This is a genomic window from Streptomyces sp. NPDC006743 (assembly GCF_040703815.1).
In the GTDB taxonomy this organism is placed as follows: domain Bacteria; phylum Actinomycetota; class Actinomycetes; order Streptomycetales; family Streptomycetaceae; genus Streptomyces.
Genome location: NZ_JBEYJA010000065.1, coordinates 1 through 25,402 on the forward strand (window position 1 = coordinate 1; position 25,402 = coordinate 25,402).

The 25,402-nt window shown below is 68.6% G+C and carries 25 protein-coding genes and 1 pseudogene; 12 read left to right on the forward strand and 14 right to left on the reverse strand.

Annotated elements, in window-relative coordinates; genetic code table 11:
- Positions 1-225 precede the first annotated feature (225 nt).
- The 4 genes and pseudogenes from ABZ719_RS33160 to ABZ719_RS33175 all read right to left on the reverse strand — a co-directional run bounded on the left by ABZ719_RS33160 (position 226) and on the right by ABZ719_RS33175 (position 3,256).
- Positions 226-789, reverse strand: a complete 564-nt coding sequence (locus ABZ719_RS33160; protein ID WP_366728871.1) for a DinB family protein — start codon at positions 787-789, stop codon at positions 226-228.
- Between the two features lie 278 nt (positions 790-1,067).
- Positions 1,068-1,190, reverse strand: a pseudogene (locus ABZ719_RS33165) (IS5/IS1182 family transposase); the annotation flags it as partial.
- 340 nt (positions 1,191-1,530) lie between these two features.
- The gene (locus ABZ719_RS33170; protein ID WP_366728872.1) at positions 1,531-2,487 is read right to left on the reverse strand and encodes a hypothetical protein; all 957 of its coding nucleotides are present in this window, start codon (positions 2,485-2,487) and stop codon (positions 1,531-1,533) included.
- A 241-nt stretch (positions 2,488-2,728) separates the two neighbouring features.
- Entirely contained in the window at positions 2,729-3,256 is a 528-nt protein-coding gene (locus ABZ719_RS33175; RefSeq protein WP_366728873.1) for a hypothetical protein, read from the reverse strand.
- A 356-nt stretch (positions 3,257-3,612) separates the two neighbouring features.
- Here ABZ719_RS33175 and ABZ719_RS33180 point away from each other — a divergent pair, with 356 nt between their 5' ends.
- Positions 3,613-3,855 carry a transposase gene (locus tag ABZ719_RS33180; protein ID WP_366728874.1) on the forward strand — a complete coding sequence of 81 codons (243 nt, stop codon included), beginning with the start codon at positions 3,613-3,615 and terminating at the stop codon, positions 3,853-3,855.
- Between the two features lie 147 nt (positions 3,856-4,002).
- Here the strand turns inward: ABZ719_RS33180 and ABZ719_RS33185 are convergent, their stop codons facing one another.
- Positions 4,003-4,233: a hypothetical protein gene (locus ABZ719_RS33185; protein WP_366728904.1), complete on the reverse strand. Its 231-nt coding sequence runs from the start codon at positions 4,231-4,233 to the stop codon at positions 4,003-4,005.
- A 218-nt stretch (positions 4,234-4,451) separates the two neighbouring features.
- Positions 4,452-5,260, reverse strand: a protein-coding gene (locus ABZ719_RS33190) for an IS5 family transposase (protein ID WP_366728875.1) whose coding sequence is annotated in 2 segments (ribosomal slippage) — positions 4,452-4,910 and positions 4,913-5,260 — 807 coding nt in all. Because the reading frame shifts where the segments join, the coding sequence is not laid out codon by codon here.
- Positions 5,261-5,725: 465 nt separating this feature from the next.
- On the opposite strand from ABZ719_RS33190, the gene ABZ719_RS33195 reads away from it, so the two are divergent.
- Positions 5,726-6,700, forward strand: a complete 975-nt coding sequence (locus ABZ719_RS33195; RefSeq protein WP_366728876.1) for an alpha/beta hydrolase — start codon at positions 5,726-5,728, stop codon at positions 6,698-6,700.
- Between the two features lie 87 nt (positions 6,701-6,787).
- Positions 6,788-7,870 carry a helix-turn-helix domain-containing protein gene (locus tag ABZ719_RS33200; protein WP_366728877.1) on the forward strand — a complete coding sequence of 361 codons (1,083 nt, stop codon included), beginning with the start codon at positions 6,788-6,790 and terminating at the stop codon, positions 7,868-7,870.
- On the opposite strand, the gene ABZ719_RS33205 is transcribed toward ABZ719_RS33200, so the two are convergent.
- Genes ABZ719_RS33205 through ABZ719_RS33215 form a run of 3 tightly spaced genes read right to left on the reverse strand, consistent with a single transcriptional unit; the run spans position 7,834 to position 10,780 of the window.
- Positions 7,834-8,754 carry an NAD-dependent epimerase/dehydratase family protein gene (locus tag ABZ719_RS33205; RefSeq protein WP_366728878.1) on the reverse strand — a complete coding sequence of 307 codons (921 nt, stop codon included), beginning with the start codon at positions 8,752-8,754 and terminating at the stop codon, positions 7,834-7,836. The genes ABZ719_RS33200 and ABZ719_RS33205 overlap by 37 nt on opposite strands.
- A gap of 42 nt (positions 8,755-8,796) precedes the next feature.
- Entirely contained in the window at positions 8,797-9,576 is a 780-nt protein-coding gene (locus ABZ719_RS33210) for an alpha/beta fold hydrolase (RefSeq protein ID WP_366728879.1), read from the reverse strand.
- Positions 9,563-10,780, reverse strand: a complete 1,218-nt coding sequence (locus tag ABZ719_RS33215) for a saccharopine dehydrogenase NADP-binding domain-containing protein (protein ID WP_366728880.1) — start codon at positions 10,778-10,780, stop codon at positions 9,563-9,565. Before ABZ719_RS33215 ends, ABZ719_RS33210 begins: the two co-directional genes overlap by 14 nt.
- A gap of 70 nt (positions 10,781-10,850) precedes the next feature.
- Here ABZ719_RS33215 and ABZ719_RS33220 point away from each other — a divergent pair, with 70 nt between their 5' ends.
- From ABZ719_RS33220 to ABZ719_RS33240, 5 genes are all read left to right on the forward strand, one after another.
- Positions 10,851-11,426, forward strand: coding sequence for a TetR/AcrR family transcriptional regulator (locus ABZ719_RS33220; protein WP_366728881.1), 576 nt, complete (start codon positions 10,851-10,853; stop codon positions 11,424-11,426).
- A gap of 107 nt (positions 11,427-11,533) precedes the next feature.
- On the forward strand, positions 11,534-12,460 hold the full coding sequence (locus ABZ719_RS33225) for an acetoacetate decarboxylase family protein (RefSeq protein ID WP_366728882.1): 927 nt from the start codon (positions 11,534-11,536) through the stop codon (positions 12,458-12,460).
- A 7-nt stretch (positions 12,461-12,467) separates the two neighbouring features.
- Positions 12,468-14,054: a succinic semialdehyde dehydrogenase gene (locus ABZ719_RS33230; RefSeq protein ID WP_366728883.1), complete on the forward strand. Its 1,587-nt coding sequence runs from the start codon at positions 12,468-12,470 to the stop codon at positions 14,052-14,054.
- A 65-nt stretch (positions 14,055-14,119) separates the two neighbouring features.
- The gene (locus ABZ719_RS33235) at positions 14,120-14,830 is read left to right on the forward strand and encodes a type 1 glutamine amidotransferase domain-containing protein (protein ID WP_366728884.1); all 711 of its coding nucleotides are present in this window, start codon (positions 14,120-14,122) and stop codon (positions 14,828-14,830) included.
- 591 nt (positions 14,831-15,421) lie between these two features.
- Complete coding sequence (locus ABZ719_RS33240; protein WP_366728902.1) at positions 15,422-15,961, forward strand: DUF6233 domain-containing protein; 540 nt, start codon at positions 15,422-15,424, stop codon at positions 15,959-15,961.
- A gap of 33 nt (positions 15,962-15,994) precedes the next feature.
- On the opposite strand, the gene ABZ719_RS33245 is transcribed toward ABZ719_RS33240, so the two are convergent.
- On the reverse strand, positions 15,995-16,192 hold the full coding sequence (locus tag ABZ719_RS33245) for a hypothetical protein (protein ID WP_366728885.1): 198 nt from the start codon (positions 16,190-16,192) through the stop codon (positions 15,995-15,997).
- Positions 16,185-16,847 carry a 2'-5' RNA ligase family protein gene (locus ABZ719_RS33250; protein WP_366728886.1) on the reverse strand — a complete coding sequence of 221 codons (663 nt, stop codon included), beginning with the start codon at positions 16,845-16,847 and terminating at the stop codon, positions 16,185-16,187. The genes ABZ719_RS33245 and ABZ719_RS33250 overlap by 8 nt, the downstream gene beginning before the upstream one ends.
- A gap of 90 nt (positions 16,848-16,937) precedes the next feature.
- Between ABZ719_RS33250 and ABZ719_RS33255 the strand changes: the two genes are divergently transcribed.
- Positions 16,938-17,504 (forward strand): hypothetical protein, encoded by a 567-nt coding sequence (locus tag ABZ719_RS33255; RefSeq protein WP_366728887.1) that lies wholly within the window; start codon positions 16,938-16,940, stop codon positions 17,502-17,504.
- Between the two features lie 32 nt (positions 17,505-17,536).
- Complete coding sequence (locus tag ABZ719_RS33260; RefSeq protein WP_366728903.1) at positions 17,537-20,032, forward strand: Helicase associated domain protein; 2,496 nt, start codon at positions 17,537-17,539, stop codon at positions 20,030-20,032.
- Positions 20,033-21,212: 1,180 nt separating this feature from the next.
- Here ABZ719_RS33260 and ABZ719_RS33265 read toward each other — a convergent pair.
- Positions 21,213-21,677, reverse strand: a complete 465-nt coding sequence (locus ABZ719_RS33265; RefSeq protein ID WP_366728888.1) for a hypothetical protein — start codon at positions 21,675-21,677, stop codon at positions 21,213-21,215.
- Positions 21,678-22,347: 670 nt separating this feature from the next.
- Here ABZ719_RS33265 and ABZ719_RS33270 point away from each other — a divergent pair.
- Positions 22,348-22,530: a hypothetical protein gene (locus tag ABZ719_RS33270; RefSeq protein ID WP_366728890.1), complete on the forward strand. Its 183-nt coding sequence runs from the start codon at positions 22,348-22,350 to the stop codon at positions 22,528-22,530.
- 54 nt (positions 22,531-22,584) lie between these two features.
- Here the strand turns inward: ABZ719_RS33270 and ABZ719_RS33275 are convergent, their stop codons facing one another.
- On the reverse strand, positions 22,585-23,640 hold the full coding sequence (locus ABZ719_RS33275; RefSeq protein WP_366728891.1) for a YaaC family protein: 1,056 nt from the start codon (positions 23,638-23,640) through the stop codon (positions 22,585-22,587).
- 185 nt (positions 23,641-23,825) lie between these two features.
- On the opposite strand from ABZ719_RS33275, the gene ABZ719_RS33280 reads away from it, so the two are divergent.
- Positions 23,826-24,551 carry a hypothetical protein gene (locus tag ABZ719_RS33280; protein ID WP_366728892.1) on the forward strand — a complete coding sequence of 242 codons (726 nt, stop codon included), beginning with the start codon at positions 23,826-23,828 and terminating at the stop codon, positions 24,549-24,551.
- Positions 24,552-24,701: 150 nt separating this feature from the next.
- Here the strand turns inward: ABZ719_RS33280 and ABZ719_RS33285 are convergent, their stop codons facing one another.
- Positions 24,702-24,905 (reverse strand): hypothetical protein, encoded by a 204-nt coding sequence (locus ABZ719_RS33285; protein WP_366728893.1) that lies wholly within the window; start codon positions 24,903-24,905, stop codon positions 24,702-24,704.
- Positions 24,906-25,402: the final 497 nt, after the last annotated feature.

Genomic DNA, 25,402 nt, shown 5'->3' on the forward strand with positions numbered 1-25,402 from the left:
GACGCCGAAGCACACCTGACACCTCACGATTCCCACGACCTCATGCTCCGGTAATCGGTTCATTCCAGTGCAGTCCAGGTGAAAACGACCTCTCAGTGCCTGTTTCTGAGCTGGGCATGACATGACCACCTGCGGCGTCTGGGCGTTTGCCCAGCTCAGATTTCGAACGGCGGGGTCTGGGTGGCGGGGCCGGCTGGTCGACTGCTGCTTGGCACCGCACCCGGCTCATATTCGGTGCGGTGCGGCTCCGTCTTGCCAGCGGTAGAGGTCGCGCAGCAGGGAAATTTCGGCGCCGTGATGGATCAGCTCCCTGTTGACGTGCAGGACCCTGTTCTCCATGGGAAACCGCTCGGGACCCATCGCGGGCGGATTGTCTAGGTCGGCGTCCGAGAGTTCGCGGACTCCCGCGTTCCATCTCCCATACATCTCATCGAGCTGTTTTAGCGCCTCGTCAGCGGTCCCCGCGTAGGCGAACGCCTCGGCGTCGAAGTCCTGGCCGTCGAAGTACCATTCGACCCGATAGGCCAGGCACGAGACGATGATGTGCGCCAGCCGCCAGGCAATCGTGGTCACCGGCGCCGGCTCCGGGGCAGGGGACGCGAAGTCCATCGTCCACTCCCCTGAAGCCGCCGACATCGGTGCGGCCGACGTGCCACGTGGGCGGATGCTCCAGCAGCCGCGCACCGGCTCCCAGAAGTACTCCTCGTCGGTAAGACCGTCCAGCCGTGGCCGCAGGTTCTTGCGCCAGTACCAGTCCAACTGCTCCGCGAGCCCCTCGCTTCTTGTCATTGCCGCACACTACAGACCGTCGAGCAGAGCGTGCCGGCTTGGTGGACGCAGGAAGACTCCGGCTATGTCGTCCGGCAGCGCGACCTGGGATTTCTGGGCAACAGGACACCGGTCTCGATGTTGCCGGTTGCGCTGATGAAGTCGTCGTGGTGGTGCGAGAATTGGGCTGACTTGAGGTCCCGGTGACTTCTCAGTGGCACTGCTGACCGTCAGTGCCGATCGGATCAGTCGCGGTGGGCCTCGCGGGAGGCCGGCTGTCCGCTCCTGCGAGAGCTTCGGCGGGTGATGCGCCTGGTCATCAAGGTGATTGCGGCCCAGGTGATGAGCGATTCGGAGTGTTGGACGAGCCGTTCGTAGTCGCGCGCGTGTCTGCGGGCATGCATGACCCACGCATGCGAACGTCCTTGGGCACGTCCCATGCGTCGAAGAGCTCGGCGAGATCGTCGACATGTCGGGCGAAGGAATGGCGCCCCCGCCACGGGGATCGGCCCGTGCCACGCTGGTCATACCGGTACACGGGCGCGAGGTCCGCGACCATGGGGGCGACATCGCCCAGGTAGTCCGGCAGACCCGGGCCACCATGGAGCATGACGACGGGCGGCTTCCTGGTGGTGTCTCCCAGGGCTATCCAGCGCAACTGGGCCTCGTCGGTCATCGACGCGAGGCCCAGCGTCTCCATCGAGGTCACTGCGGAGAACCTACCGGTCTCGCTGAGGCTTCGCCAAAGGTTAAAGAACAAGCTCAGGCGGTGCCCGCGCCCCAGATCTGGGCCTGGTTGACGACCGAGAGCGGTTCAGATCGTTGGTCGATCTTGTTGGACGAAGCATCCACGGAGGTGAGAGCCCCGGATCGCTGATCAAGCAGCATCAGGTTCTCCCCCGCCCAGGCAAAAGCGAACGTCTGTTCCAGATCGCTGGACTCGGTAGCGGACAATGCGTCGATTTCACCGCACTTGCCTTCGTCCAGATCAAGGACTGCCAGGCGGTCGGATCCAAGGACGCTTGCGTACCAGCGTCCGCTCGGGTCGAGCGTGCCTACGCCCTCGGTATCGCCGCCCGTGCAAGCGGGAACGGGCTTGCTCTTACGCTTTCCCACATCGTAGGAGTGTGTGCATTTCCCCGTATCGCACGCGTCATCACGCCAGATCACGCGGTTGTCCGCAGAGGCAACCGCACTGGCGTTGGTGGCGACAGTCGTCACAGCCGCATCCGCCCGCGCGTTGAGGACGACGACGTCGGTCACCGCTCGCGCGCCCGATCCGGTTCCGCCTGCGTCACCGGTGGTGCGCTCAGCGAGCAGGCCTTCAGGCGTATCGGCGACCGGGCGCATACCGCAGGGCAGCGTCAGCTTCGTACGGGACGGGTGCCCGGAGGTCTCGTACCTGCTGACGGTGAAGCGGACGGAGACCGACTGCGGCAGCTCTTGGCCGGTGCACGCGGTATCCGCCGGTTCTTCCGTAACAGCCCACAGGTGCTTGCCGTCGGCGCTTGGGAACCAAGCGCTTGCTTGACCGAGAAGGACCGCCTGACCGGGGGTACGCGGCTCTATGGCGACAACTCCGCCATCGCGTATGCCGACAACTACTCCCGAGGCAAGCTGTCGTGGACTGCCCAAGCGATAAGCATCTGCATCTTCGGCTCCGGCCGGTCGCTCCCCGACGATCCGGGGGCGAGCGTTCAGGTCCTTCAGGACGGCCACCTCACCACCCAGGTCGACTACGACATCGCGAGGTGGAGAGGACCGGCTGTCGCCGCTCCCGCCAGGTCCGCACGCGGCAGCCAGCACCGCGAGGACACCCACACCCCCGACCAGAGCGCCACGCCCACGCAAGCGAACAGGGGTGTGAGTCAGCTTCCGGACCATCGCGCTTCCCCCAGCATCGTCAGAGGTACCGTCGTGTGCCGGGGCGAGCGGTCATCCCGCCCCGGCTGCCGCAGGGTTACGGCTTGGGCGTGCACGCGCCCTTGGCCGTGCACTCCGAGAAGAACGGGTAGGCAGTGATTCCGCCCAGGCTTCCCATGTTACCGAGGAAGCGCGCGTCGCAGTTGGCGGTGTCCTGGTACTTCTCGATGGTGAACTTCCGGCGTTCGATCTTCGGTGTCGTGTATCCGTAGCTCTTGCCAGGAACGTTCAGGGTGTTCGAGACCGTCTTACCGCTGGTGGTTGCCTTGGTGACGTCGTACTTCGTCTTGGCCTCCACCTGCCCGACTCCGAAGTCCACACTGCCCCCGAGTTCGGCGCTCCAAGTGGTCTGCTTCGACTTGGTGGTGGTCAGGTCGTAGCGCAGGATGGCCGAGGTGGAACTCGCGTTGTACTTGCCGGCGGTGCTGCCGATCGCTTCGTAAGAAGCGCCCGATGAGACCACCTTGTACCAGACATCCGGCGGGCAGCCCTGCGGGCTGGCCTCACTCGCGGCCGCAGACGGTGCGAGCAGCAGCCCCGCCCCCAACGTCATGGCTCCTGCCATAGCGAATCTACGTATGCCAAGCGGCATGTTGAATCCCCCCACTATGTGGTCAAGTACTTGATCCGGTCGGTGACCAAGCAGTCACGACTCAATCATGTGCACGTAAAAAACGGCAACGCCATGTGCGCCTTCTTGAGGATGATCTGAGGTGCCCCGGTTCGCTGTCGGGCCGTCGGCGGTGAACGGCCTCCTGGCCGGTGCACGGCCGTTACATCGCGACGAACAACGTCGACATGAGCAAGCTGTACGCGTCCCTGAAACTGCACAGCCTCGAAAAGCAGGCAGGCCCTCACCCCTGATCTTGGACACTCGAGACAACGGATCTTGAGGATCTGAGAAACGGACGTGTCGTGGTCATGAACTATCCGCCGGAGTTCAAGGCGGACGCGGTCGCGTTGTACGAGTCGCACCCCGAGGCGACGATCAAGCAGATCGCCGCCGACCTGGAGGTGAACCCAGAGACGCTGCGCAACTGGATCCGGGAGGCGGGCGCCAGCCGTCCGCGCGACCGCCGGGCGGTGGCGCGGATGGCACTGCCGGCGGCGCCGTCGGCTCTGGGGCCGAGGTCGCTGCCTTGCGGTGGGAGAACGCCGAGCTGAAGAAGGAACGGGAGATCCTGCGCAAGGCAGCCCGCTATTTCGCCTCGGAGACGGGCCGGTGAACCGCTGCCAGTCCGTTGAGGACCACCAGCGCCGTTACGGCGTGAAGCGGTTGTGCCGCATCCTGGGCGTCGCCCGCTCGAGCTTCTACCACTGGCGCCGCTGCGGGCCGCCCGCCAGGCTGCCGACGCTCAGCTCGCCGCCCGGATACGCATGATCCACCGGGCCTCCGGCGGAGTCGGAGCCGAGCTGTTCGACGGCCTGGGGGAAGCGCTCGGTGTAGAGCCGGGTGGCTTCCCGGTGGACGCCGCCCTCGTCGACGCGCTGCCGGCGGTAGGCGACGACCGAGGCGACGAGCGCGCCAGCCCCGGCGGCCATGCCGAAGGAGAACTCATTCGCACTACAGCGCCGTGAGAAGTGGGTGCGCCTCGGCGCCGACGGGAGCACTACCCGGAGCCGGTGACCGGGCCGGGACCGGCTCGTTGAGCCTGATGTACACGTGTACAGAGAAGCCCCGGGTGGTCATGGCAGATTCCCGGGGCTTCGTGCTGCTCGATCCTCAGCGTGGCCAGGCGGCCGGAGTATTAGACATCGTTTCAGTTGGTGAGTCGGCGGTAGCAGATGAGGGTTGCGGCGATGCCGACGAAGGCCAGGAAGTGCTCAGCCTTGCGCTCGTAGCGGCGGTGCAGGCGTCGGCATCCGGCCAGCCAGGAGACCGTTCTCTCGACGACCCAGCGGTGTCGGCCGAGCCGCGTGGAGGACTCGATGCCCTTGCGGGCGATACGGTGGCGAATGCGACGCTCACGAAGCCATTTCCGCAGGTGGTCGTAGTCGTAGCCCTTGTCGGCATGGAGCTTGGCCGGGCGCCGGCGGCGCGGGCCTCGGCGGGAGCGGATGGGCGGGATGCCGCGCACGAGCGGCTGCAGGCCGAGGCTGTCGTGCATGTTCGCGCCGGAGATGCCCAGCGACAGCGGCACGCCGTTCCGGTCGGTGATGAGGTGGATTTTCGATCCCAACTTGCCGCGGTCGGTCGGATTCGGTCCGGTCAAGGGCCCCCTTTTGCCGCCCGGATGCTGACGGAGTCGATCGCGCACCGCGACCAGTCCAGCTCGCCCCGGGCGCCGAGTTCGTCGAGGATGACCCGGTGCAGCCTGGCCCAGACCCGGTCCCGGCTCCACTGGGCGAAGCGCCGGTAGACGGTGGGCCAGGCCGGCCCGAACACCGGCGGCAGCGGCCGCCAGGTGCAACCCGAGGTGGCGACGAAGATGACCGCTGCCAGGCATTCGCGGTCACCGGCCCTCCGTTTGCCGCCGCCCTGCGGGCGTATGACCTTCGTCGGCGGGACTACCCGCCGAAACAGCGTCCACAACTCGTCCGGCACCAACCGCTCCACCAGATCCGTCATGCACGGCTCAACGAGCGATCACGCCATCAGAAACGGTGTCTTAGGCGGTTTCGTGTACGGCCGCGGTTCCCAGACGACCCAGCGGCGACTCTGCGGGACCTGCTCCGTGCGCATGCGGGCACACCGCTCCCACCCGTATCACCGAATGCGATCAACGCCGGCGAGTCGGACCCTGTAGGGAAGAGGAGGCCTCCTCCGGAAATGCGCCATGTCCATTCACCAGCAGCACTCATGGGCGGAGCCGCTTTGCGCTGCGACTGGAGCTTGCTGAGGTGAGAGCCCCCCGGTCGGGCCGCACTCCGGGGTCTCCCGTTCTCTGCTCGCCCGATTTTCCGCTCGTCAGCCGCACCTCGGAACGAGTGTCGCGATCACCGCGAAGGGAGTCGTTCGCGGCACTCGGCCTGGATGCGGACCGCCCATAGCGTCGATGAGGCAAGCGACCAGCATGCGAGGAAAGGACCAACGATGACTGACCTTCCAGCCCCCACCACGCCGTACCTGGAGCCCGAGGCCAGGGAGCTTGCCGACGCCACCGACCCACACCCGCGGATCTACGAGCTTCCGCCCGAAGAAGGGCGTAAGATCCTCAGCGACCTACAGAACGGCGAGGGCGTCGAGCGCCCGGACGTCGACGAGGAGTGGGTCGACGTCGACGCCGGCGAGTGGGGCACCGTCCGCACCCGCATCATCAAGCCCAAGGGCGCCACGGGCCCGCTGCCCGTGGTCTTCTACATCCACGGCGCCGGTTGGGTCTTCGGCGACGACAAGACCCACGACCGCCTCTTCCGCGAGCTCACCATCGGGGCCGGTGCCGCCGGCGTCTTCCCGGTCTACGACTGGGCGCCCGAGAAGGGCTACCCCACGCAGGTCGAGCAGAACTACGCCGTCGGCCAGTGGCTGCAGAAGAACGGCGCCGACCACGGCCTCGACACCTCCCGCGTCGCCGTCGCCGGCGAGTCGGTCGGCGGATGCATGTCCGCGGTCTTCGCACAGATGAACAAGGACCGCGGCGGGCTCGCGCTCAAGGCGCAGATCCTGCTCTACCCCGTGACCGGGCCGGACTTCGACACGCAGTCCTACCACCAGTTCGCGGAGCACTACTACCTCACCCGCGACGGGATGAAGTGGTTTTGGGACGCGTACACGACCGACGAGGCCAAGCGCGAGGAGAAGTACGCCTCGCCTCTGCGGGCCACCCTCGAAGACCTCAAGGGGCTGCCGCCCGCCCTCGTCATCACGGCGGAGGCCGACGTCCTTCGGGACGGGGGCGAGCTCTACGCCAACAAGCTCCGTGAGGCCGGCGTCGAGGTGACGGCCGTCCGCGTCAGCGGGACCGTCCACGACTTCATGCTCTTGGACAGCCTGCGGGACACCCCGGCCACCAACGTCGCACGGAAGCTGTCCGTCGACGCGCTGCGAGAGGCTCTCCACCAGGAGTGACCACAGCCAGGAACAGGAACATGGGCGGCAGACTCGAAAGGTCTGCCGCCCGATCGCTGCGCCGACCACGGACTTGGAGGAGACACGATGAGCCCGACCGCGACAGGTCCACACGTCGACTCGACCGGAGCGCAGGTCGTCGGTGAGGTCGGCCTGCTGGAGTACAACGACTGTCAGGTGTCGGCGATCCATGGCCTCAGGGACATCTTCCGTGTCGCCAGCGAGTACGCCGTGGGGTCGGCCGATCCTCCGAGCGTGATCCGGGTCAGCACCTGGTCGGTGTCCGCGACCGACGAAGGGCCGGTCATGGTGTGCACCTCGGACACTCATCCTGAGCGCGTGCACCGGCTCAGCCATGTCATCATCCCGCCGAGCCTCGTCGTACCGGAGCTGATGGCGTCGGTCGGCGAGCTCACCGATTGGCTCGTCGGACTCCGGTGCGAGGGCACCACCCTGTGTGCCGTGTGCGCCGGCGTCTTCGTCCTCGCCGAGACCCACCTGCTCGACTCCCGGGACGCCACGACCCACTGGGCGTTCGCCGAGGAGCTGGCGCGCCGATACCCGAAGGTTCGCGTGGACGCCTCACGCATGGTGATCGACGACGTCGACATCATGACGGCCGCGGGGATCCTGGCGTGGGTCGACCTGGGCCTCACCCTCGTCGACCGGATGCTCGGCCCCAGCGTCATGCTGCACACGGCACGTTTTGCCCTCGCCGACCCGCCGCGCCGACGGCAGTCCCTCTACCAGGAGTTCACGCCCCGGCTCCAGCACGGCGACAGCGACATCCGTGAGGTGCAGGCCCGGCTGCACGCCTGCCTGAACGAGCCCCACTCCGTCGAGCACCTCGCGCAGTCCGCGGCTATGCACCCGCGCACCTTCCAGCGACGGTTCAAGGAGGCTACGGGCCTGACTGCGACGGAATACATCCAGGCGGCGCGCATCGCGAAGGCACGTGAGCTGCTGGAGCTGACCAACGAGCCGGTCGCCCAGATCTCCCGCGGCGTCGGCTACCTGGACGTGTCGAACTTCCGTCGGCTCTTCCAGCGCGCCACGGGCGTCACGCCGTCGGAGTACCGGCGCCGGTTCGGCATCGCGGCACGAGTCAGCCGACCCGAGGCGCTGTCGGCGAGTCAGCCGGCGAGGATCCGCTCCACGCCTTCCCGGTAGCTGGTGACCTGGAATTCAGGAAAGCGGGCCGCGAACTTCGAGCTGTCGAAGATGTTGTCGTCGCGGTAGCGGACAAGCAGCTCGAACATCTCGTCGAGCGGCTTGACGAAGCGGCGCCCGAGACGGAAGGCGAGCATCGGCAGTACCGTGTAGCCGATCTTTCGGCCGGCGACCTCGCCGGCGATCTCGATGAGCTGTGCGTAGGACTTGCGGTCCGGGTCGACGGGCAGGTGCCACGTCTGGCCGTAGGCGTCCGGCGTGTTGCCGAGAAGGGCGAGAGCTCGGCTCGCGTCCGGGGTCCAGATCAGGGAACGCTTGGCTTGGGCGTCGACGGGGACGAACGGCTGCTTGCCCGCCTCGATCCGGTCGAACACCAGCGAGTTCGTGTAGCTCTTCGTCCGGCCCGGACCGTAGAACTCGGGCGCCCGGCCGATCAGGGCTTCCACCCGGCCGGCCCGCATGGCCTCGAGCAGCATGGTGGCGATCTGTCCGCGGACCCGTCCCTTGCGTCCGCCCGGTGCGAATGCGGTCGACTCGGTCTGGGGCGTCGGCGTTCCGGGATACATGTAGGTGTTGTCGAAGAAGACGAGCTTTGTGCCGTGTTCGGCGCAGGCGTCGACGACGTTGCGCATCATGACGGGGAACTGTCGCTCCCACAGCTCCGAGTCCAGGGGCAGGCCAACGGTGAGGTAGGCGATATCGCTGCCCGCGACGGCACGGCTGGTGGCGTCGGAGTCGGTGAGGTCTGCGGCCACGAGCTCATCGGTGTCGTTCACCCTCGACGGCTTGCGGCTGACGAGGCGGATGTCCTTGGTGTGACTGCGGTGGAGCTCGTTCACGAGCTCGTCGGCGATCGGTCCGCCGGCGCCGAGAACGGTCTGCATGGGGTCTCCCTTGAGATGGATGGTGTGGGTGCCGACGGCAGCTCAACTGCGAGGAGTGCCATGCCACCACGTGACGATGCGGTCGACCACAGTGGCCGGGGTGCGGACCCAGCCGATGTGGTCGTTGGTCGAGCCTTCGGGTACCTGGTCGCTCGCGTAGTGCCAGCGTGTCATCGAGGCCGGCGAGAAGAGGCGATGAACCAGGCCGTCGACAGCCTTGAGCGGCGACAACGCATCGTTGTCCAGGCTGATGACGAGGGCCGGTGTGGTGATCGGCTGGTCGACCGCGTACGGCGGTCGGCCGGTGAGCACCATGCGGGCCCATTCCCGCATCAAAGTGCGCGCCCCGGGGCCGCCGAACGCCGGCTTGGGGAGGTAGCCGAACACCGTCGTCATCGCCGGGACCACCAGTGCCGCCATGGCGGCGACGTGGAGGCCCCCAAAGGGGAAGTTCCGGTAGTGCGGGATCGCGCCGGCGACCGTGATCACCCCGTCGGTCGGCGGACGGGTGAGCTCGTGTCCGGCTACGAGCTGTCCCCCGAGGCTGTGACCGAGGAGGAGTACTGGCCGCGCGGGTGACTCTGCCCGCGCTGCGGCGACGGATTGTGCGATGTCGTCGATCTCGTCGCGGTAGGCCCAGTCCTCGCGTCGGCTCGCGCGTGGTTCGCCGCGCTCGAACCCTCGTCGGCGCAGCGCTCGGGCTTGCCACCCGTGTCGCTCGAATTCGGCGACCAGTGGTCGGTAGTAGCCGGAGCCGATGGCCATCGCCGGCGAGATGAGAACGATCGGCGTGCTGGTGCCGCCCTTTTCACCGTTCGGCATGGGTCGCCGTCTGCGAGGTGATCACGGTGAAGGAGATGTCGGCGTCGCCGAGGCGGCGCAGGAGGTTCTCTCCCATCGCGGTGGCGGTGGTGACCTGGCCGGCGGTGGGTGGGTTGTCGTCGAAGGCGAGGGACAACGCCGACTCGGCCAGCATCTTGGCTGTCTCGGTGTAGCCGGGGTCTGCACCTCTGACCTGGGTGTGTACGGTCCGGCCGCCGCCCTCGCCGATGATGTCGACGGTGAACCAGGTGCGATCGCGCCGCTCCGCCGAGGGACCCTCGCCTTGGGGGATGCGTCGGCCGATGGCGCGGCGCAGGAACGGGACCTGCACGGCTGCCAGGGCTACGGCGGAGCCGGCCAGTGCGCCGGCGACGGTCGCGACACGGCGGACCCCGGCGTAGGGGGAGTAGGTGAAGTCGGGCCCGTAGTCCGGGCGAGCGAGCGCGGAGCGTCGTACGACGTCGGGGTCGATCGTGGGCAGCGGGATCAGCCAGGTCCCGAGCGTTCGGTCGCGGTGGGGGCGGCCGATGCGGGTGCGGACCTGTCGTCCGCGCGGTCGCGGCTCGAGACGGCGACGTCCGGCCGCGGCCTGCAGCATTGCGCGCGGTCGCGACAGCTGGCCGAGACCGGAGTGCAGCGTGCCGCCGGAGATGGTGGCGTTGGTGCGGACCACTCCTCGAAGGGTCACCGGTACCCCGGCCGGGAGCTGCTGGACGGTGAAGAGCACACCGAGGTCGTGCGGGATCGAGTCGAAGCCGCAGGCGTGGACGATGCGAGCACCGGTCCGCTCGGCGGTCGCGTGGTGCTCGACGTACATCCGGTCGACGAACTCGGGCTCGCCGGTGAGGTCGACGTAGTCCGTGCCGGCCGCAGCGCAGGCCGCGACCAGTGGTTCGCCGTACTCCAGGTAGGGGCCGACCGTGGTGATCACGACCCGCGTGGACTCGGCGACGCGGGCCAGGGACTGCTCATCCGAGGAGTCGGCGTGGAGCAGCGCGATGTCGTCCAGCTGCTGGTTGATCCGGAGGAGACGGTCGCGAACGGCATCCAGCTTGGCCTGGTTGCGTCCGGCCAGGGCGAGCCTGGCGCCGGGAGGGAAATGGGCAGCGAGGTACTTGGCGGCCAGAGCGCCGGTGAAGCCGGTGGAGCCGGTGGAGCCGAGGAGCACGACGTGGAAGGGGCGCTCATGCGTGCGTGGGGACATCGGGCCTTGGTTCCTCCGGACGTACGATATGTTTACAGTGCTCACACAGCGTAGGAGGGCGAAGTAAGCAGTGTCAACTTCGGAGAAGAGTGGCTACCATCACGGCGATCTGCGGGCGGCGCTGCTGTCGACCGCGATGGAGATGCTGGAGGGTGGCGAGCCCTTCTCGCTGCGTGCCGTCGCACGCCGGGCCGGCGTGTCGCCGACCGCGCCGTATCGCCACTTCAAGGACCGCGACGCCCTGGAGTCCGCGCTGGCCGTCGAGGGCTTCCGGGAGCTGCTGGCCGACCTGGGCGGCGGGCGCGGTCTGCCCGTCTCGCTCCCGGACCTGGCCGAGTTCGCCGTCGCCTATGTCGCCTTTGCGCTGCGGCGCCCGGCTCTGTTCCGTGTGATGTTCGGCAAGCCGTGCGACGACGCCGACGACGAGCGGGTCAAGGCCGCCGACGCCCTGCACGATCTGCTGGCCGACGCGCTCGATCACGTCTTCCCCGACGCGGACGCCTCGGCCCTGGCCTCGGCCGGCTGGGCCCTGGCCCACGGGCTGGCCTGTCTGTACCTCGACGGCAAGCTGCAGGCCGCGTCGGGCGAGGAGGTCGCCGACCGGGTGCGCAGCGCCTTCCTTGCGATCACGTCGGTCGGCTCCTGACGCGCACCGTCCGCCCGTCGCGCGCCTCGCATACTCCATTGTTGACGGTGCTCACATCCCGGTGTCATGCTCGGTGTTAACGCCGCTTACATTGGAGGAGAGCGTCCATGGCATCGACCACCAAGCCGACCGACCGGACCGTAGAGGTCGATCTCGGGGGGCGTCCCGTCATCGTCCCTGAAGGCGGCCTCTATGACCGGTTCCGCATGGACACCGACCTCGACGAGGTCGAGCGGGACCCGCGGGTCAGCAGCGTCGACTTCTTCCGCCGGATGCCGAAGAGCCGCGTGGACTCCCGCATCGGACCCACGCTGACGCCGAACTTCTACTACCGCATCTCCACGACCCGGCTCACGATGCTCGCGCCGACCAAGGCGATCCGGACCCGCCTGCCCCGCGAGCTGGACCCGCTCGAGATCGCCCCGGGGCTCGGCATCGTCTCCGTGATGGCCTTCCGGTACGACGTGTGCGACATCGACTTCTATACCGAGGCCGCGGTCGGCGTCGCCGTGAAGCCGGCCCGGCACGGTGGGCTGGGCCTGCTCGACCTGGTCACCGGACTCAAGAACGACTCCCTGCACTCCTACGTGCTCTCGCTGCCGGTCAACACCGAGATCGCACAGGTGCGCGGCCACGACGGCTACGGTTTCCCCAAGTGGGTCACCGAACTCGACGTCGACATCGACACCGAGCGCACCTCCGCCAGGGTCGCCAACGACCAGGGCGGCCTTGACCTCGCCCTGTCGGCGCCCACCCCGAAACAGACCGCCCGACCCACCGGCGCACACGTCTCGACCCTGACCTCCTACACCACGATCGACGGCGGCTGGCACTCCACGACCAGCCAGATCAACATGCTCTCCTCGGGCACCACGCGGTTCCCCCGCCGCCTTGACCTGCAGCTCGGTGAGGGCCGGATGAGCGACGACCTGCGCTCGCTGAAGCCGATCCGGACGATCCAGCTCGACGTCACCACCGAGGGCCAGCTGGCGCTCCACATGCCTGTGCCCACCTCCATCCAGGACCGGAGCTGAGACCGCGATGACCACCACGCACACCGCCCCCGCCGAGGCCGCCCTCCCGGCCTGGCTGACACCGGCCCGGGTCGCCCGCCTGGCTGCCCTGGTAGCCGCCAGTGCCCGCGCCCAGCGGGTCGCCACGACCTCCCCGTACACCGGCGCACCGCTCGCGGACCTGCCGGTCTCCGCCCCCGGCGACGTCGAGGAGGCCTTCGCCCGGGCGCGCGCCGCCCAGGCCGGCTGGGCGGCCACCACGGTGGCCGACCGCAAGCGCATCATGCTGCGCTTCCACGACCTCGTCCTCCAGCGGCAGGAGGAAGCCCTCGACCTGATGCAGGCTGAGAGCGGCAAGACCCGTCGCGACGCGTTCCTCGAGGTGAGCGACATCGCGATCACCGCTCGCTACTACGCGCGCAGCGCACGGCGGCTGCTCTCACCGAAGCGCCGCAAGGGCGCGATCCCGGTGCTGACCCACACCACCGAGCTGCACCACCCCAAGGGCGTCGTCACCGTCATCTCGCCCTGGAACTACCCGCTCAGCATGGCCGCCGGCGACGCCCTCCCGGCCCTTATGGCCGGCAACGCCGTCGTACAGAAGCCTGACACCCAGACCGCCCTGACCGCACTGTGGGCGCTGGACCTGATGCGCGAGGCCGGACTGCCGACCGACGTCTGGCAGATGGTGGTCGGCCGTGGCAGCTCCATCGGAGACGCGCTCATGGCCGGCGGGGACTACATGATGTTCACCGGCTCCACCGCCAGCGGGCGCCAGATCGCGCGCGATGCGGGTGAACGGCTGATCGGCGCGTCCCTGGAGCTCGGCGGCAAGAACGCCATGGTCGTCCTCGCCGACGCCGAACTCGACAAGGCCGCCGCCGGCGCCGTCGCCGCTTGCTTCCCCTCGGCCGGCCAGCTGTGCGTGTCCATCGAGCGGCTCTACGTCGCCGACGAGATCCACGACGCGTTCGTCACCGCGTTCGCCGAACGCACCCGGGCCATGCGCCTGGGCGCCGCCTACGACTTCTCGATGGACATGGGCTCGCTCACCACTCCCTCGCAGCTCGACACCGTCAGCTCCCACGTCGACGACGCGGTGTCGAAAGGCGCCACCGTACTGGCCGGAGGCAAGGCCCGGCCCGACCTCGGGCCACTGTTCTACGAGCCGACGATCCTGGCCGATGTGACCCCGGAGATGACGCTGTTCGACCACGAGACGTTCGGCCCGGTGGTGTCGATCTACCGCTACCGGTCGGTCGACGAAGCGGTGGCGATGGCCAACGCCACGCCGTACGGCCTCAACGCGAGCGTCTGGGGCCGCAACGGCGCCGAGGCCCGCAAGGTCGCGGGACGCCTGCACGCGGGCACCGTCAACGTCAACGAGGCGTTCGCCGCCGCCTGGGGCAGCATCGACGCCCCCATGGGCGGCATGGGCGACTCGGGCCTCGGTCGCCGTCACGGCGCCGACGGGCTGCTCAAGTACACCGAAGCCCAGACCGTCGCCCACCAGCGCCTCCAGGGCTTCACCCCGCCCCGCGGAATCGAGCACGAGCACTGGGCGCGGATCCTGACCCGGACGTTCAAGACGCTGCGTGCCCTGGGCGTCCGCTGACCGACCACCCGCCACGACGCGGCCCGCCGCCTCGCCATCCCGGTCCGCATGAAGGAAGATCAGCCATGACCAAGCGCGTCCTCAACGTCGTCACCAACGTCGGCCACTACGACGACCCTTCCCACACCACCGGCCTGTGGCTCTCCGAGCTCACGCACGCCTGGCACGTCTTCGAGGAACACGGCTACGAGCAGACGCTCGTCAGCCCGGCCGGCGGCGCGGTGCCTCTCGAGCCGCGCGCGCTGAAGTTCCCGAACTACGACAAGACCGCCAAGACCTGGCGCGCCGACCCCGGGAAAATGGCGCTGCTCGAGAACACGGCGAGCCCGGACCAGATCGACCCGTCAGAGTACGACGCGATCTACTTCACCGGCGGTCACGCGGTGATGTACGACTTCCCCGACAGCGAGGGCCTGCAGCGCATCACCCGCGAGATCTACGAGCGCGGCGGCGTCGTCTCCTCGGTCTGCCATGGCTACTGCGGCCTGCTCAATACCCGGCTCTCCGACGGCTCTCACCTCATCGCCGGCCGCAAGATGACGGGATTCGCCTGGACCGAGGAGGTCCTCGCCCGCGTCGACAAGCTGGTCCCCTACAACGCCGAGGAGCAGGCCAAGCAGCGCGGCGCGCTCTACGAGAAAGCGGCACTGCCGTTCGTCTCCTACGTCGTAACCGACGGCAACCTCGTCACCGGCCAGAACCCGGGCTCGGCCAAGGCCACAGCGAAGAAGGTCGTCGAGGCTATCGAGGGCAACGCGTCGAAGAAGCGAGGCTGAGTCGAGACGCAGTCCTTGAAAATAGGTGCTTCGATTCCTGGCTTCCTTGCGGGAGCGGAGACAGGACCGTCTTTGGTCGGCCACACCTGACGTGCAGCGTTGTCCGAGCTCGAGGGGATCGACACGAGCCTCCCGCCGTGCTTGCCCTTTCAGCGCAAGGCCGGCGGCTGGCCCCGGTCATCACCGAGGACATGCTGCACACCGTGCTGCGACGCCGCCCAGCTCGGATCACCTTGTTCGGATGAGGTCGCGATCGCCCTTACCTGCACCCGTTACCTCACTAGGTGCCCCGGCGAGATCGAGGCCTCCCCCGGCCTGCCATGCGATCAAGTGAGTCGAGAGAACACCCTAGTTCAGAGAAGTGACCAGGCCGAACGAGATGGCACCGGACCAGATCGTCCGAGGCATACAGACAGCCCTCTCTCATCAGCCCCGAGTACCTCCAGGCTACGAGCACACCCGCCCCACGGCACCCAGACACCTCTCCCGCGCAAAGGGCGGCTGCCGACATGGGCGGCGCACGCGGCCCGAGAACGGCTGCGTACGGTGGTGAACGTGACGACGCCCCCTGACCCTGCTGCGCCCGGCCCCGTGCCGGTGCGGGTCGTGCTGCCCGCCGACCCGGTCCTGGGGCACCCCGAGCAGGAGATCCTGGCGCGGCTGTGGAGGCGGCGGCAGACCCAGACCGGCTGGGTGTTCCAGGTGGGCCTGCCGTCCTACCAGGGCAGCGAGGACGGCACCGTGCAGGCCGCGGAGTACCGGGTGTGGGTCCGCGCCCCGGAGCACGTGCGGCCGGTCGACGGCGTCGACTACGACCAGGTCCCCACCGACCGGCTGGAAGCGCCGGCCCCGCCGTCGGCCGTCCGCGAGATTCTCGGAGAGCGCCGGCCAACCGGCTGGGTCGTGCAGAAGGTCCGTGTCAGGCGCGGCCCCGGTCGGCGCGTCCTGCACGCTCCGGACTGCACCGAGGCGCCGCAGGATGCGCCGGTCCTGGACCTGGAGCGCGCCCTGGACGTCGCGGAGAACCCGGCGACGACCCTGTGCACCCTGTGCGGGGCCGCGCAGGAGATCACGCCGGTGCTGCGCGGCTTCGACCACACCGGAGACGAGACGGACCCTTCCGGCGCGTAGGGCGGCCCCCCGGGCTCGGATCCGGGGCGACGGTCACGGCTCCTTGTGCCAGGCCGTCACCACGGCGCCCGTGGTCTCGTCGACGAGGGAGACGCGGGCCTGGGGCAGACTGCCGTACTCCCCCACCCAGGTGGTGAACTTCCGCCGCGCGGTCTCCTCCCTCGCCCACCAGCCGTGCGCGGCCGGGCGGCCGCCGGTGGTCAGGGTGAGGTGGAAACGCTCGTCAGACACGCTCCCAGGATGGCAGACCGGCTCCATGCTGCGCGCTCCCGGCGTCCCCGCCACCCAGCGGGATCCTCTCCACCGGCTCCCAGGTGATCGCCTTCCCGCCGGCGGACGCGGTGGCGGTCACGTCGACCAGATCCACCGCGGTGACCCACAGCGGGGCGTGGCCGGGCCTGACGCGGCGCAGGAGCCGCTGTGCCTGGTCGGAGTCGGCTTCACCGTGGGCGTAGGCGGTGGTGAGGTGGGGGACACCGACCGGGTAGCGGCAGGCGCCGTCTCCGAGCACGGCGCGGGTGGCACTGCGGGCGAGCTGGTGGAGGGTGCTCAGGTCCTCGTCGGGGTGGAGGTCAGCGATCACACCGGAGGGGTAGGACAGCAGACTGCCCACCATCACCGTGAAGGGAGGCACCTTGGCCAGGCGGCGGGCTGCCTCCCGGACCAGGCGGCCACGGTGGGCGGTGGAGATGTCATGGGCGGGGCGGCTGATCTGGTCGACGGTGATGTGCACCCATCGCGGCTCGACCGGAGTCAGGGGGAAGCCGGCATGCCGCAGGATCTGGCGGGAGTCGGAGAGCAGCCGCGCCAGCGGCTGGTGACGGGGGTCGTCCCAGTCCACGGTGATGTACCAGTGGAGCAGTGTGCCGGTCTCTCTCAACAGCACTTCGAACTCATCAAGAGTTGATGCTACTTCCCATAGCGTGGGATGCTATACATAGTTGTTCCGCGACTCCTCATAGCTGAGAGGATCCAAGTGAAGCTGACCGTTTTTCAGTTCGAAGGCACCCCCGAAGAACTGGATGCCTCGCAGACGCTGCGCGAACTCACCCAGTCCCGAAACGGCAGCGCCGCTGCGATGGACACCTCACCTCGGCCGTCCTTCGCTGGTAGCGAGGAAGGTGGGCACATCCCTGGGGTGCCCGAGGAAGGTCAGGACACCGTCCGGGGGCTGCTGCAGCACAGTCCTGCTCCGGAGCTGTTCCTCCGCTTCCTGGCCGTGACGGCTGGGTGGGAGAACGTCTTCGTCCACGGAATCAAGCGCAAGGGCGCCCAGCCTGATGTCCCCCTCGATTACAGCCGTTACCTTCGGCTGCGCAGGCAGGGATCACAGAAGGGTGGGTTCGCCTACATCTATCCGGAGCGCAGCAGCATCAATCTGCGGCTCAACTACACCGACCAGCAGCTCGAGGAGCTCGGCATCACCACGGCTCGCACTCTGACCACCGGGCATCGGGAGTACCGGGTCAGCGTCGACCTCAGCAACGAGCAGAGTCTGGCTGATGCCCTCGAGCTCGCCGAGCTGGCTTACAACGCCACATGAGCCGCCCAGAGCGGCAGACAGCCAGCGTGGGTCTGCGACCGCACCAGCGAGAAGCCGTCGACGCCGTGCTGCGGTCCCTTGATGTGCCCTCCGGGTCGACCGTGCCCGAGCGGGGTCTGCGCACCCAGGTCATCATGGCGACCGGAACTGGCAAGACCCTCGTGGCGGCCCGCAGCGCCAACGAGCTCCAGGCGGACCGTGTACTGGTGCTGGTGCCCTCCTTGGACCTGCTTACCCAGACCGTGACCGCTTGGCGCGAGGGAGGCCGCAGGGGCCCGATGATCGGGGTGTCGTCCCTGCGGGGCGAGGACGTGCCCTTCCCCAACACCACGGAGGTTAAGGAACTGGTCGACCGGGTGCGACCGTTCGACAAGGTCACCGTGTTCGCCACGTACGCCTCCCTCGGGCTCGGCACGCTGGAGCGCGCGCACAAGGCCGGCCTTCCGGGCTGGGACCTGATCGTGGTCGATGAGGCCCACCGGACGTCGGGTCGGCTGGGCAAGCCCTGGGCGGTCGTCCACGACAACACCCGCATCCCGTCCCTGCGCCGCCTGTACATGACCGCCACGCCCCGCCTGTGGCAGCTGGACGAGGATGCCGAGGGCGCGCCGGGCGAGCTGGTGGCGAGCATGGAGGACGACCCGGACGGCCCGTTCGGTGCGCGCTGCTTCACGCTGACCCTCTCGGAGGCGATCGATCGGGGGATCTGTGCCCCCTACCAGGTGGTGTGCGTGGACATCACCGACACGCAGCTCCAGGCCGCGCAGCTCCTGGGCGCTGAGGGGCGCTCGGACGAGGTCCGCGGGGCCCGGCTCGCTGCCCTCCAGACCGCGCTGCTCAAGGCGTCGTCGGAGGAGAACTTCCGGCGCACGCTCGTCTTCCACCACGTCGTCAAGGAGGCTGAAGCGTTCGCGGCCGGCCTCCCCGATGTCGCCGCGCAGCTGCACGCCGCCGACCCCGAGCTGTACCCGCGCACGATCTGGGCGAACTGGCTGTGCGGCGAGCACAGGCCGAACCACCGTCGGCGCCTGCTGGGCGAGTTCGACCGGGGCGTCGCCACGGACGGCACGGTCGTGGAGAAGTGCTTCCTGTGCTCGGTGAAGGTGCTGGGCGAGGGCGTGGACACCCGGAATTGCGACTCCGTGTACTGGGCGGATGTACGCGGTTCCATGCCCGACCTCGTCCAGGCGGTCGGCCGCGCGCTGCGGATGCAGCCGGGCGAGGGCAAGGTCGCCTCGCTCGTGGTGCCGGTGCTGCTCGGGCCAGGCGAGACGGCCGACAACATGCTCACCAGCCGGGCTTTCGGCGGGTTGGCGAAGCTGCTGGAGGCGCTCAGGGCGCACGATGCCCGGGTGGTGGAGCAGTTGGCGCAGCAGCAGGCCCCCAGTGCCTACAAGCCCGTCCAGAAGGGCGCACAGGGCCAGGAGAGCCGGGGCGGGGGGAACGGGTCCGACGGCCCGTCGGCCCCGGCGCGGAAGCTGCTGAAGTTCTCCGTGCCGCGCGACCCGGCACAGCTGGCCGCGTTCATCAACCTGCGGGTCCTCAACCCCGAGCACGAGCACTGGCGGCGCGGCATCGAGGCCGCCGTCATCTACTCCCGCGAGCGCGGCGACCTCAAGGTCCCATTCACGTACCGGGTGCCCGGCAGCGAGGACCAAGCGGTGGAAGCCGAGGGGTGGCCGGCCTCGCTCGCCAACTTCCCGCTCGGCCAGTGGATCGCCGACAACCGGCGCTTCTACGCCCGCGGCGACATGGACGAAGACCGCGTCGAACAGCTGGAGAAGCTGGGCATGGTCTGGAGCCACTTCGACGTCGCGTGGGAGGAAGGTCTCGCGGCGGCGCGCGGGTGGGCAGCCGAGGCGGGCCACCTGCTGGCCCCGCTGGACGCCACCTTCCAGGGCTACAAGGTGGGCATCTGGCTGAAGAACGCGCGGGCCGCCGCTCGCAAGGCGCAGGAGATCGAGCAGCGGCGTGCCGAGGGGCTGCCGGTGGAGTCGTCGGCTGGGGCGCTGTCGGAGGAGCGGCGCGAGCAGCTGGAGGACATCGACCCGTCGTGGTGCCCGAGCTGGCCGGTGGAGTGGCAGCGCTGCTTCCATCTCGTCCGGCTCCACCTGGAGGCCGGCCGACCGCTGCCGACCGAGCCCGGCGACGTCGTGCACCAGGGCGAGGACCTCGGGCGGTGGGTGCGCTCGGTCCGGCTCGGCTGGGACAACCTCACCGCCGTGCAGCAGTGGATGTGCGAGCAGGTGCTCGGGATCGAGCCCGCGGCCGAGGACGAGAAGCCACAGCCGCGCCGTACACAGGCCGACAAGTGGGCGATGAACTACGAGGCCGCCAAGCAGTTCTTCGAACGCGAGGGGCACCTGCGGGTACCTCGGAAGCACGTCGAACGGACCGTCATCGGCGAGGACCAGGAGGAGCGGGAGCTCCGGCTCGGGGCGTGGATCGGGAACCAGCGCAGTCGGGCCGCGACGCTGTCCCCGGAGCGGGTGGAGCTGCTGTCCGCCATCGGAATGCGGTGGGCATAACAGCGATAGCTCAGTGGGAGCGATGTCGGGCGTGCATGGTGCCGCCCAGGCTCAGAAGGGAGGCTCATCGCTGTACCCGCCATTGGTTCCCCCTGAGCCCCACCCTCCGCTTGTGGCGGGCGGCGGTGACGGCTGGGGGGTGGGCCCCCATCCCCCGGTCGAGGCGGGCGGCGGTGACGACTGCGGGACCGGCGCTAGCTGGGGGTGGTCCGCCTCGTCATCAGGTCCAACACCGTCAACGGCGTCGTTCCACAGATCGCGTATGTATTCGCGAAGCGTGCGGGTGTCGTTTTCCTCGTCGTAGTCGTCGGAGTCGGAGAACCTTCTCCACGCCGGGTCCTGGTCTGCCATGCGGCACAGAACCTCGTGTACCGCTTTGACCTTGGGCCAGGTGCTGGTGGTCTCGCCTTTGAGCAGCCTCCGGACCGTCTCACGGCTCACAGTCACGGAGGCGGAACCATGCAATTGAGCGACAGCTGCCGCAATGCTGACCGGCGAGGGGCGGCCTGCTGCGCGGAAGTAGGTGTGCAGCTCGCCCACGAAGAACCTTTTCGCCCCATGCGGCAGCTCATCCAAGCTCGGCATTCGCAACATCTGGGGCACGTCCAACTCCAGCTCAGTAAAGCCTATTTGTACTCGAAGGGCCTAGCTTAGCCCCGGCATGACACCCATGGAAAACAGCGAAGAGCAAGCCTTGTCCCACAAGGACCCGAGAGAGCCCTGGAAGACACGTCTCCTGCCTGGTTCGACCTACGAAAACACAGAAGGCCTTTCTTGACCAAAGCACTGTTTTCGCTGGTCAGGGCGGTATTCGGGGTGCTTTGCTTGCTGTCATCCACCTCACGGGACACAGCAGCGTCTCACTAGGCGGACAAACGGCAATGCCGTCGCCGGAAACGGCGACGGCTCCCTGGTGGGCAGGGAGCCGTCTGCAGAGGACAGCATCACTCGAGAAAGAGGAGCACATGTCCACGACCGAGGCTAAGGGCAGCGTCCAGGATCCGGAAGACGTACCGTCGCGTCGGCGTAACCGACTTCGGAGGCTGAGGAATGAGGCCGGCCTGTACCTGCTCCGAGGAGCCGCAACCGCGTTGGGCGGCACCGTAATCACTTACGGAGCCTTCTGGCTCCAGGCCCGCGGCTGACGGGTTGGGGGCCGGGGGACACCCGGCTCCCCCGCTCAGGGCGAGGGCACGCCGGGCTGGGTGTTCTTGGCCACGCATTCGGCGATCCGCTGCGTCACGAGGGACTGTACCTTGTCTTCGGCCATCCAGTAGAGATCGGACTCGGGGTCATCACATGCCGAGAGCTCTGCGATGGTCAGTCGTACCGAGTTGCGTCCGTCGTCCCGGGCACCAGGGATGCTGAGGGTATGAGTGATCGCCTTGGGCAGAATCCACACCGGGTGGGACAGGTGCCCCAGGACTCCCTCGACTTCGGCGATCTCACCGCTCGCCTCCAACGTACGCAGTGCGGTCAGCACCGAGTTGCGTGACGCGTTCGCCTGCTCCATCAACCAGGTGCTGCCCGCGCAAACGACCAGGTGAGGCCCTGTGGCCTCACGTGCCAGTGCAAGCAGTACCACCCGGGCGGTGCCTTTTGAAGCCGACCGGGTCCAGACCCAGTCCATAGCCTTCTTGCTCAAGGTAGTCACCTCTTCGACAGTCCGGGCCTGGTACATCGGGCAGAGCGCATCATGCCAGCCTCGGTCCCGGTCACCGAGACACGGGTGCCGGCGCCCGCACGCGATCCGGGCTGGGGCGCCAACCGCTCCCGGGGAGAGCACGGGTAGACGGAAGGTTGCCGACTCCCTTACTGGCAGTCGCCCCGCTAGTGGACCTTCGACAGCGCAAGGCCCGGACAACGCGTCCGGGCCTTCGTCGTGCCCCGGATTCTTTCTTCACGGCCGCTGCTGTCCCGGTCTTGGTGTCCGGCCCTACGGGGTGAAGGAGCGGTGCCCGGCGGGACGAGATGCAAGCACCTGCGCCCTGTCACTGTCCCACCCGCCATTCGAACTCACGCCGGAGGCAGCACCGATGACCACCCACCAGGCACCCAGGGCAACACCCGCGCCGATCGCCGCTACGCTGAAATGCCACCCTGGGCCCGGGCAGAAGCCCCGCAGGGACGCTCTCAGGCAGAGAGTCGCAGCAGGACCGCCGACCGCGAGGCGCGCACCACCCCCACGCGGACGACACCACCACAGGTGTCCGCCGTCTCTGTTCCTCCGCCTCGTAGGAGAATCCCGATGTCTCGGGACCTGCACCCGCGCTCCCCCATACCCGCCCGAACCGCCCGCCCCGCCCAGCGCAGCGATGCCGTCGGAGGCCCCGCTGCTGTCGGTGCACGCCGCCGTGGTGTTCCTGGCGGCCGCCATCATCGGCCTCATCATGGGCGGGCTCATGTTCCTCCACGAGAAGTCTGTGCCCGCGGCCGTCGCGACGGGCCTGGTGACCGCTGGAGGCAGCGTTCCCGTGCTGCACAAGCTGATCGGCTGACCGGCGTGGGGGCCGGGCTGGTCTGTCCACCGGCCCCACCGCCATGGCTCCTGGTCAGGAGCTCACTTGGGTGATGGCGTCTGCAAACAGGACGGGCAGGTGGTTGATGGCACGTTCCAGGAGCCGCTCGATCGGAACCGCGTACTGGCTGGTGTCGACGCTGATGAGCGTGCCCCAGACCGCAGGTTGGTAGCGGGCGAGCATGGACAGGGCATACAGCACGGCCCACCAGGCCATCAGGGGGTGCAGTTCCCGCTTCATTGAACCCAGAACGGGCAGGAAGTACCGGCTCCCGGCGTAGGCACGGGTCATGGTCCGCAAGTGGGTCAGTCGTTCGGCTCCGGTCGCCATTCCGTCGAATCCGGTGCCCACGCCCTCGGGCATGAGCCAGTTCATCACCAGTTCGCCGCCGCCGTGGTCGTAGCGGGTGTACTCCGGAGGCGCCTCCGGACCGAGGGTGAGCGCGCGGGCGGTCACGTAACTCTCGTGCTGGGCGACAGCCGGGTACGAGGCCAGGAAGTCGGCCAGCGCCTCACGGGTGCCGGCGTCGATGACCCGGTCGGGGATGTCGCACACGGGAACGCTCAACAGGGAGTGCTCGTGCGTGCCGACGCCGACGTCATCGCCGACCGTGTGCAGCGGAGTAAGCCGGTCTCTGGCGGTGAGCGGGTAACGGAGGTTCGGCGGCAGCAGGTCCCAGACGTCCTCCAGGCGCAGCGGGTCCATCTCCCACACCGGCGAGTCGAGGACCTCGCTGACCTTCACGAAGCTGCCCTGCGTGCCGGACGGGTCGGTGCGGATCTCGATGTCGGGGAAGGGCAGGTGGAACCCCGTGGTCTTGATCCCATGGGTGTCGAGGCGCCAGTCCTCACCCTTGAGAGACCAGGCGGCTGCCGTGATCGCGCGGCCAGCCTGGCTGAGGCCGTAGAAGGCCAGGACCGGGCTCGTGGCCGGGCCCACGGCGGCGGCGGCGCGGAACAGCTGCTGAGCCTGCTCCAGGGCTGCCGAGTACGTCTTGCGGCGGGAGCCTGTGTTGGCTCTGGCCGGTGGATTGGAGCGGCTGGCCCGCAGCCGCTCCCACGCCTCATCGGCGTCGAGATCACTGTGCATGGCCGGGACGCTACCCGCTGTCGAGTTGACGCCGCAGGGTGAATTTTTCCCTCGCTTACGCGGGCGCGGGTCTAAGCGAATTGATCTAACTTGCCTAGATTAATGGGTACTTGACAGGCATTCAGGTCTTTTGTCACGGTTTTGTTCGCCCACTCCGGGCGGACCACGAGAGAGGAAGATCCTCCATGGCACGACGCACCGAGTACGACGAAAGTCAGGCCGCCGGACGTCTCCGGGTGCCGATCGCCTCCTTCCGGTGGGCGCGGCACACCGGCCTCGTCCCGGCTCCGGACGCTTCCTCCTACCAGTGGTTGCGGGCCACTGTGGAGGCGATGGACGCGGCCGCGATCCGGGTCTCTCTCCCCCAGGAGCCGATCTCCGCCGCAGCGGCCGCAGACCGGATCGCCCAGGCCCTGGGCACGCCGAACGTGCCTGACGAACCGCCGGTCGTGAGTGCCTTCGCGGTGCGCCGGCTCATCGCTTGCGGGCTGCTGACCGACCTGACAGCGAACCCGGAGGCCGTGCTCATCAACCCCGACCAGGTGGCTTCGGTCTGCGGCATCGAGGGCCTGGCGCAGCGGCTCGCCGACGAAGCGCCGCTCGGGCCGGACCAAGCCGCCGCCCGACTGGGCGTGAGAAGGGTCGATTTCGACTACATGCGCGACCTGTTGTGGGTACGACCGGCGGAACGGCGTGAGGTGCGTTTCGGCACGTCGCGGGCCGGGGCGGTGATGGTCCCGCTGTTCACCACGGCGTCCGTCGACGCACTGCCCGGCGCGCACCCCGAGGTTGACTGGGAGCAGCTGCGCAACATCGGGAAAGGCCGGCGGTCCCCGCTCGCCGCCCTGGTGAAGGCCAGGCAGCAGGAGAAGTTCGCCAGTCTCACCGCTCACCGCACAGCAACGTGCTGATCAGTAGCGCAGAGCCCACCGTGCTGCGGGCGGCAACCACGCCCCGCTGACCACACTTTCCAGCGTGCCCCGGGCCGACTCGATAGGCGAGTCGGCCCGGGGCGTCATGCGTCACCTGCGGTAGCGGGAGAGCCAGGTGCCGTCGGCCTTCTACTCGGGCACGGCTTGGTCGTGCTCCTGGTGCTCGGGCCCGGCCTGCAAGGGAGGCACCACGTGAGCACCGAGCAGCACGACGCCGACGCGTACGGCCAGGAGCTGGCCCGCATCAGCCACCACCAGCGCGAGGCCATCGACGCGCGGTTCACGGTCTTCCAGGCCCTGGCCACCGCTGTGATCGGACACGAGCAGGCCCACGACGTCGTGTCCAAGCTGGAGGCCGGGGCGGTGGCCAGCGCCCACACCTGCATCTCCGAGAGCAGCGCCCCGCACGGGTCGGAGGAGCGATTCGAGGACGGCTGGCACGCCGGAGTCCGCGACGTCGCCAGCTACCTGTTGCACATCGCCGACACCACCGCCACCACGGGACGGGGGCTCGCCGCGGCCAGCGCCATGTTGGCCACCCACCTTCCGCGGCCCGACTCCCCGGCCCCACATGAGACTCCGGTGGAGGAGCCGGACCCCGCCACGGCCCCAGTGCCACCGCTGGAGGCGAAGGACGTCCTGGCGGCCGCGGAACGGTTCCCGTGGGCCGTGGCCGCGCCAGGCGTGCGGCACTGGCCGGACGGCGGTGACTTCCTGTACGTCGCTCTGAGCGCGGTACGCACCGACGAACGCGAGGGGTACATCGAGCGCCTGGAGGCGTTCGTGGAGCAGCACCGCGCCCGCCTGGAAGAGCTGCTGCGCACGCACGG

What these genes read in the sequence shown, in the direction of transcription:
- ABZ719_RS33160 (WP_366728871.1), bottom strand. Translation starts at nt 789, where the DNA reads ATGACAAGAAGCGAGGGGCTCGCGGAGCAGTTGGACTGGTACTGGCGC.
- ABZ719_RS33175 (WP_366728873.1), bottom strand. Translation starts at nt 3,256, where the DNA reads ATGGCAGGAGCCATGACGTTGGGGGCGGGGCTGCTGCTCGCACCGTCT.
- ABZ719_RS33180 (WP_366728874.1), top strand. Translation starts at nt 3,613, where the DNA reads ATGAACTATCCGCCGGAGTTCAAGGCGGACGCGGTCGCGTTGTACGAG.
- ABZ719_RS33185 (WP_366728904.1), bottom strand. Translation starts at nt 4,233, where the DNA reads ATGGCCGCCGGGGCTGGCGCGCTCGTCGCCTCGGTCGTCGCCTACCGC.
- ABZ719_RS33195 (WP_366728876.1), top strand. Translation starts at nt 5,726, where the DNA reads ATGACTGACCTTCCAGCCCCCACCACGCCGTACCTGGAGCCCGAGGCC.
- ABZ719_RS33200 (WP_366728877.1), top strand. Translation starts at nt 6,788, where the DNA reads ATGAGCCCGACCGCGACAGGTCCACACGTCGACTCGACCGGAGCGCAG.
- ABZ719_RS33205 (WP_366728878.1), bottom strand. Translation starts at nt 8,754, where the DNA reads ATGCAGACCGTTCTCGGCGCCGGCGGACCGATCGCCGACGAGCTCGTG.
- ABZ719_RS33210 (WP_366728879.1), bottom strand. Translation starts at nt 9,576, where the DNA reads ATGCCGAACGGTGAAAAGGGCGGCACCAGCACGCCGATCGTTCTCATC.
- ABZ719_RS33215 (WP_366728880.1), bottom strand. Translation starts at nt 10,780, where the DNA reads ATGTCCCCACGCACGCATGAGCGCCCCTTCCACGTCGTGCTCCTCGGC.
- ABZ719_RS33225 (WP_366728882.1), top strand. Translation starts at nt 11,534, where the DNA reads ATGGCATCGACCACCAAGCCGACCGACCGGACCGTAGAGGTCGATCTC.
- ABZ719_RS33230 (WP_366728883.1), top strand. Translation starts at nt 12,468, where the DNA reads ATGACCACCACGCACACCGCCCCCGCCGAGGCCGCCCTCCCGGCCTGG.
- ABZ719_RS33235 (WP_366728884.1), top strand. Translation starts at nt 14,120, where the DNA reads ATGACCAAGCGCGTCCTCAACGTCGTCACCAACGTCGGCCACTACGAC.
- ABZ719_RS33270 (WP_366728890.1), top strand. Translation starts at nt 22,348, where the DNA reads ATGCCGTCGGAGGCCCCGCTGCTGTCGGTGCACGCCGCCGTGGTGTTC.
- ABZ719_RS33275 (WP_366728891.1), bottom strand. Translation starts at nt 23,640, where the DNA reads ATGCACAGTGATCTCGACGCCGATGAGGCGTGGGAGCGGCTGCGGGCC.
- ABZ719_RS33280 (WP_366728892.1), top strand. Translation starts at nt 23,826, where the DNA reads ATGGCACGACGCACCGAGTACGACGAAAGTCAGGCCGCCGGACGTCTC.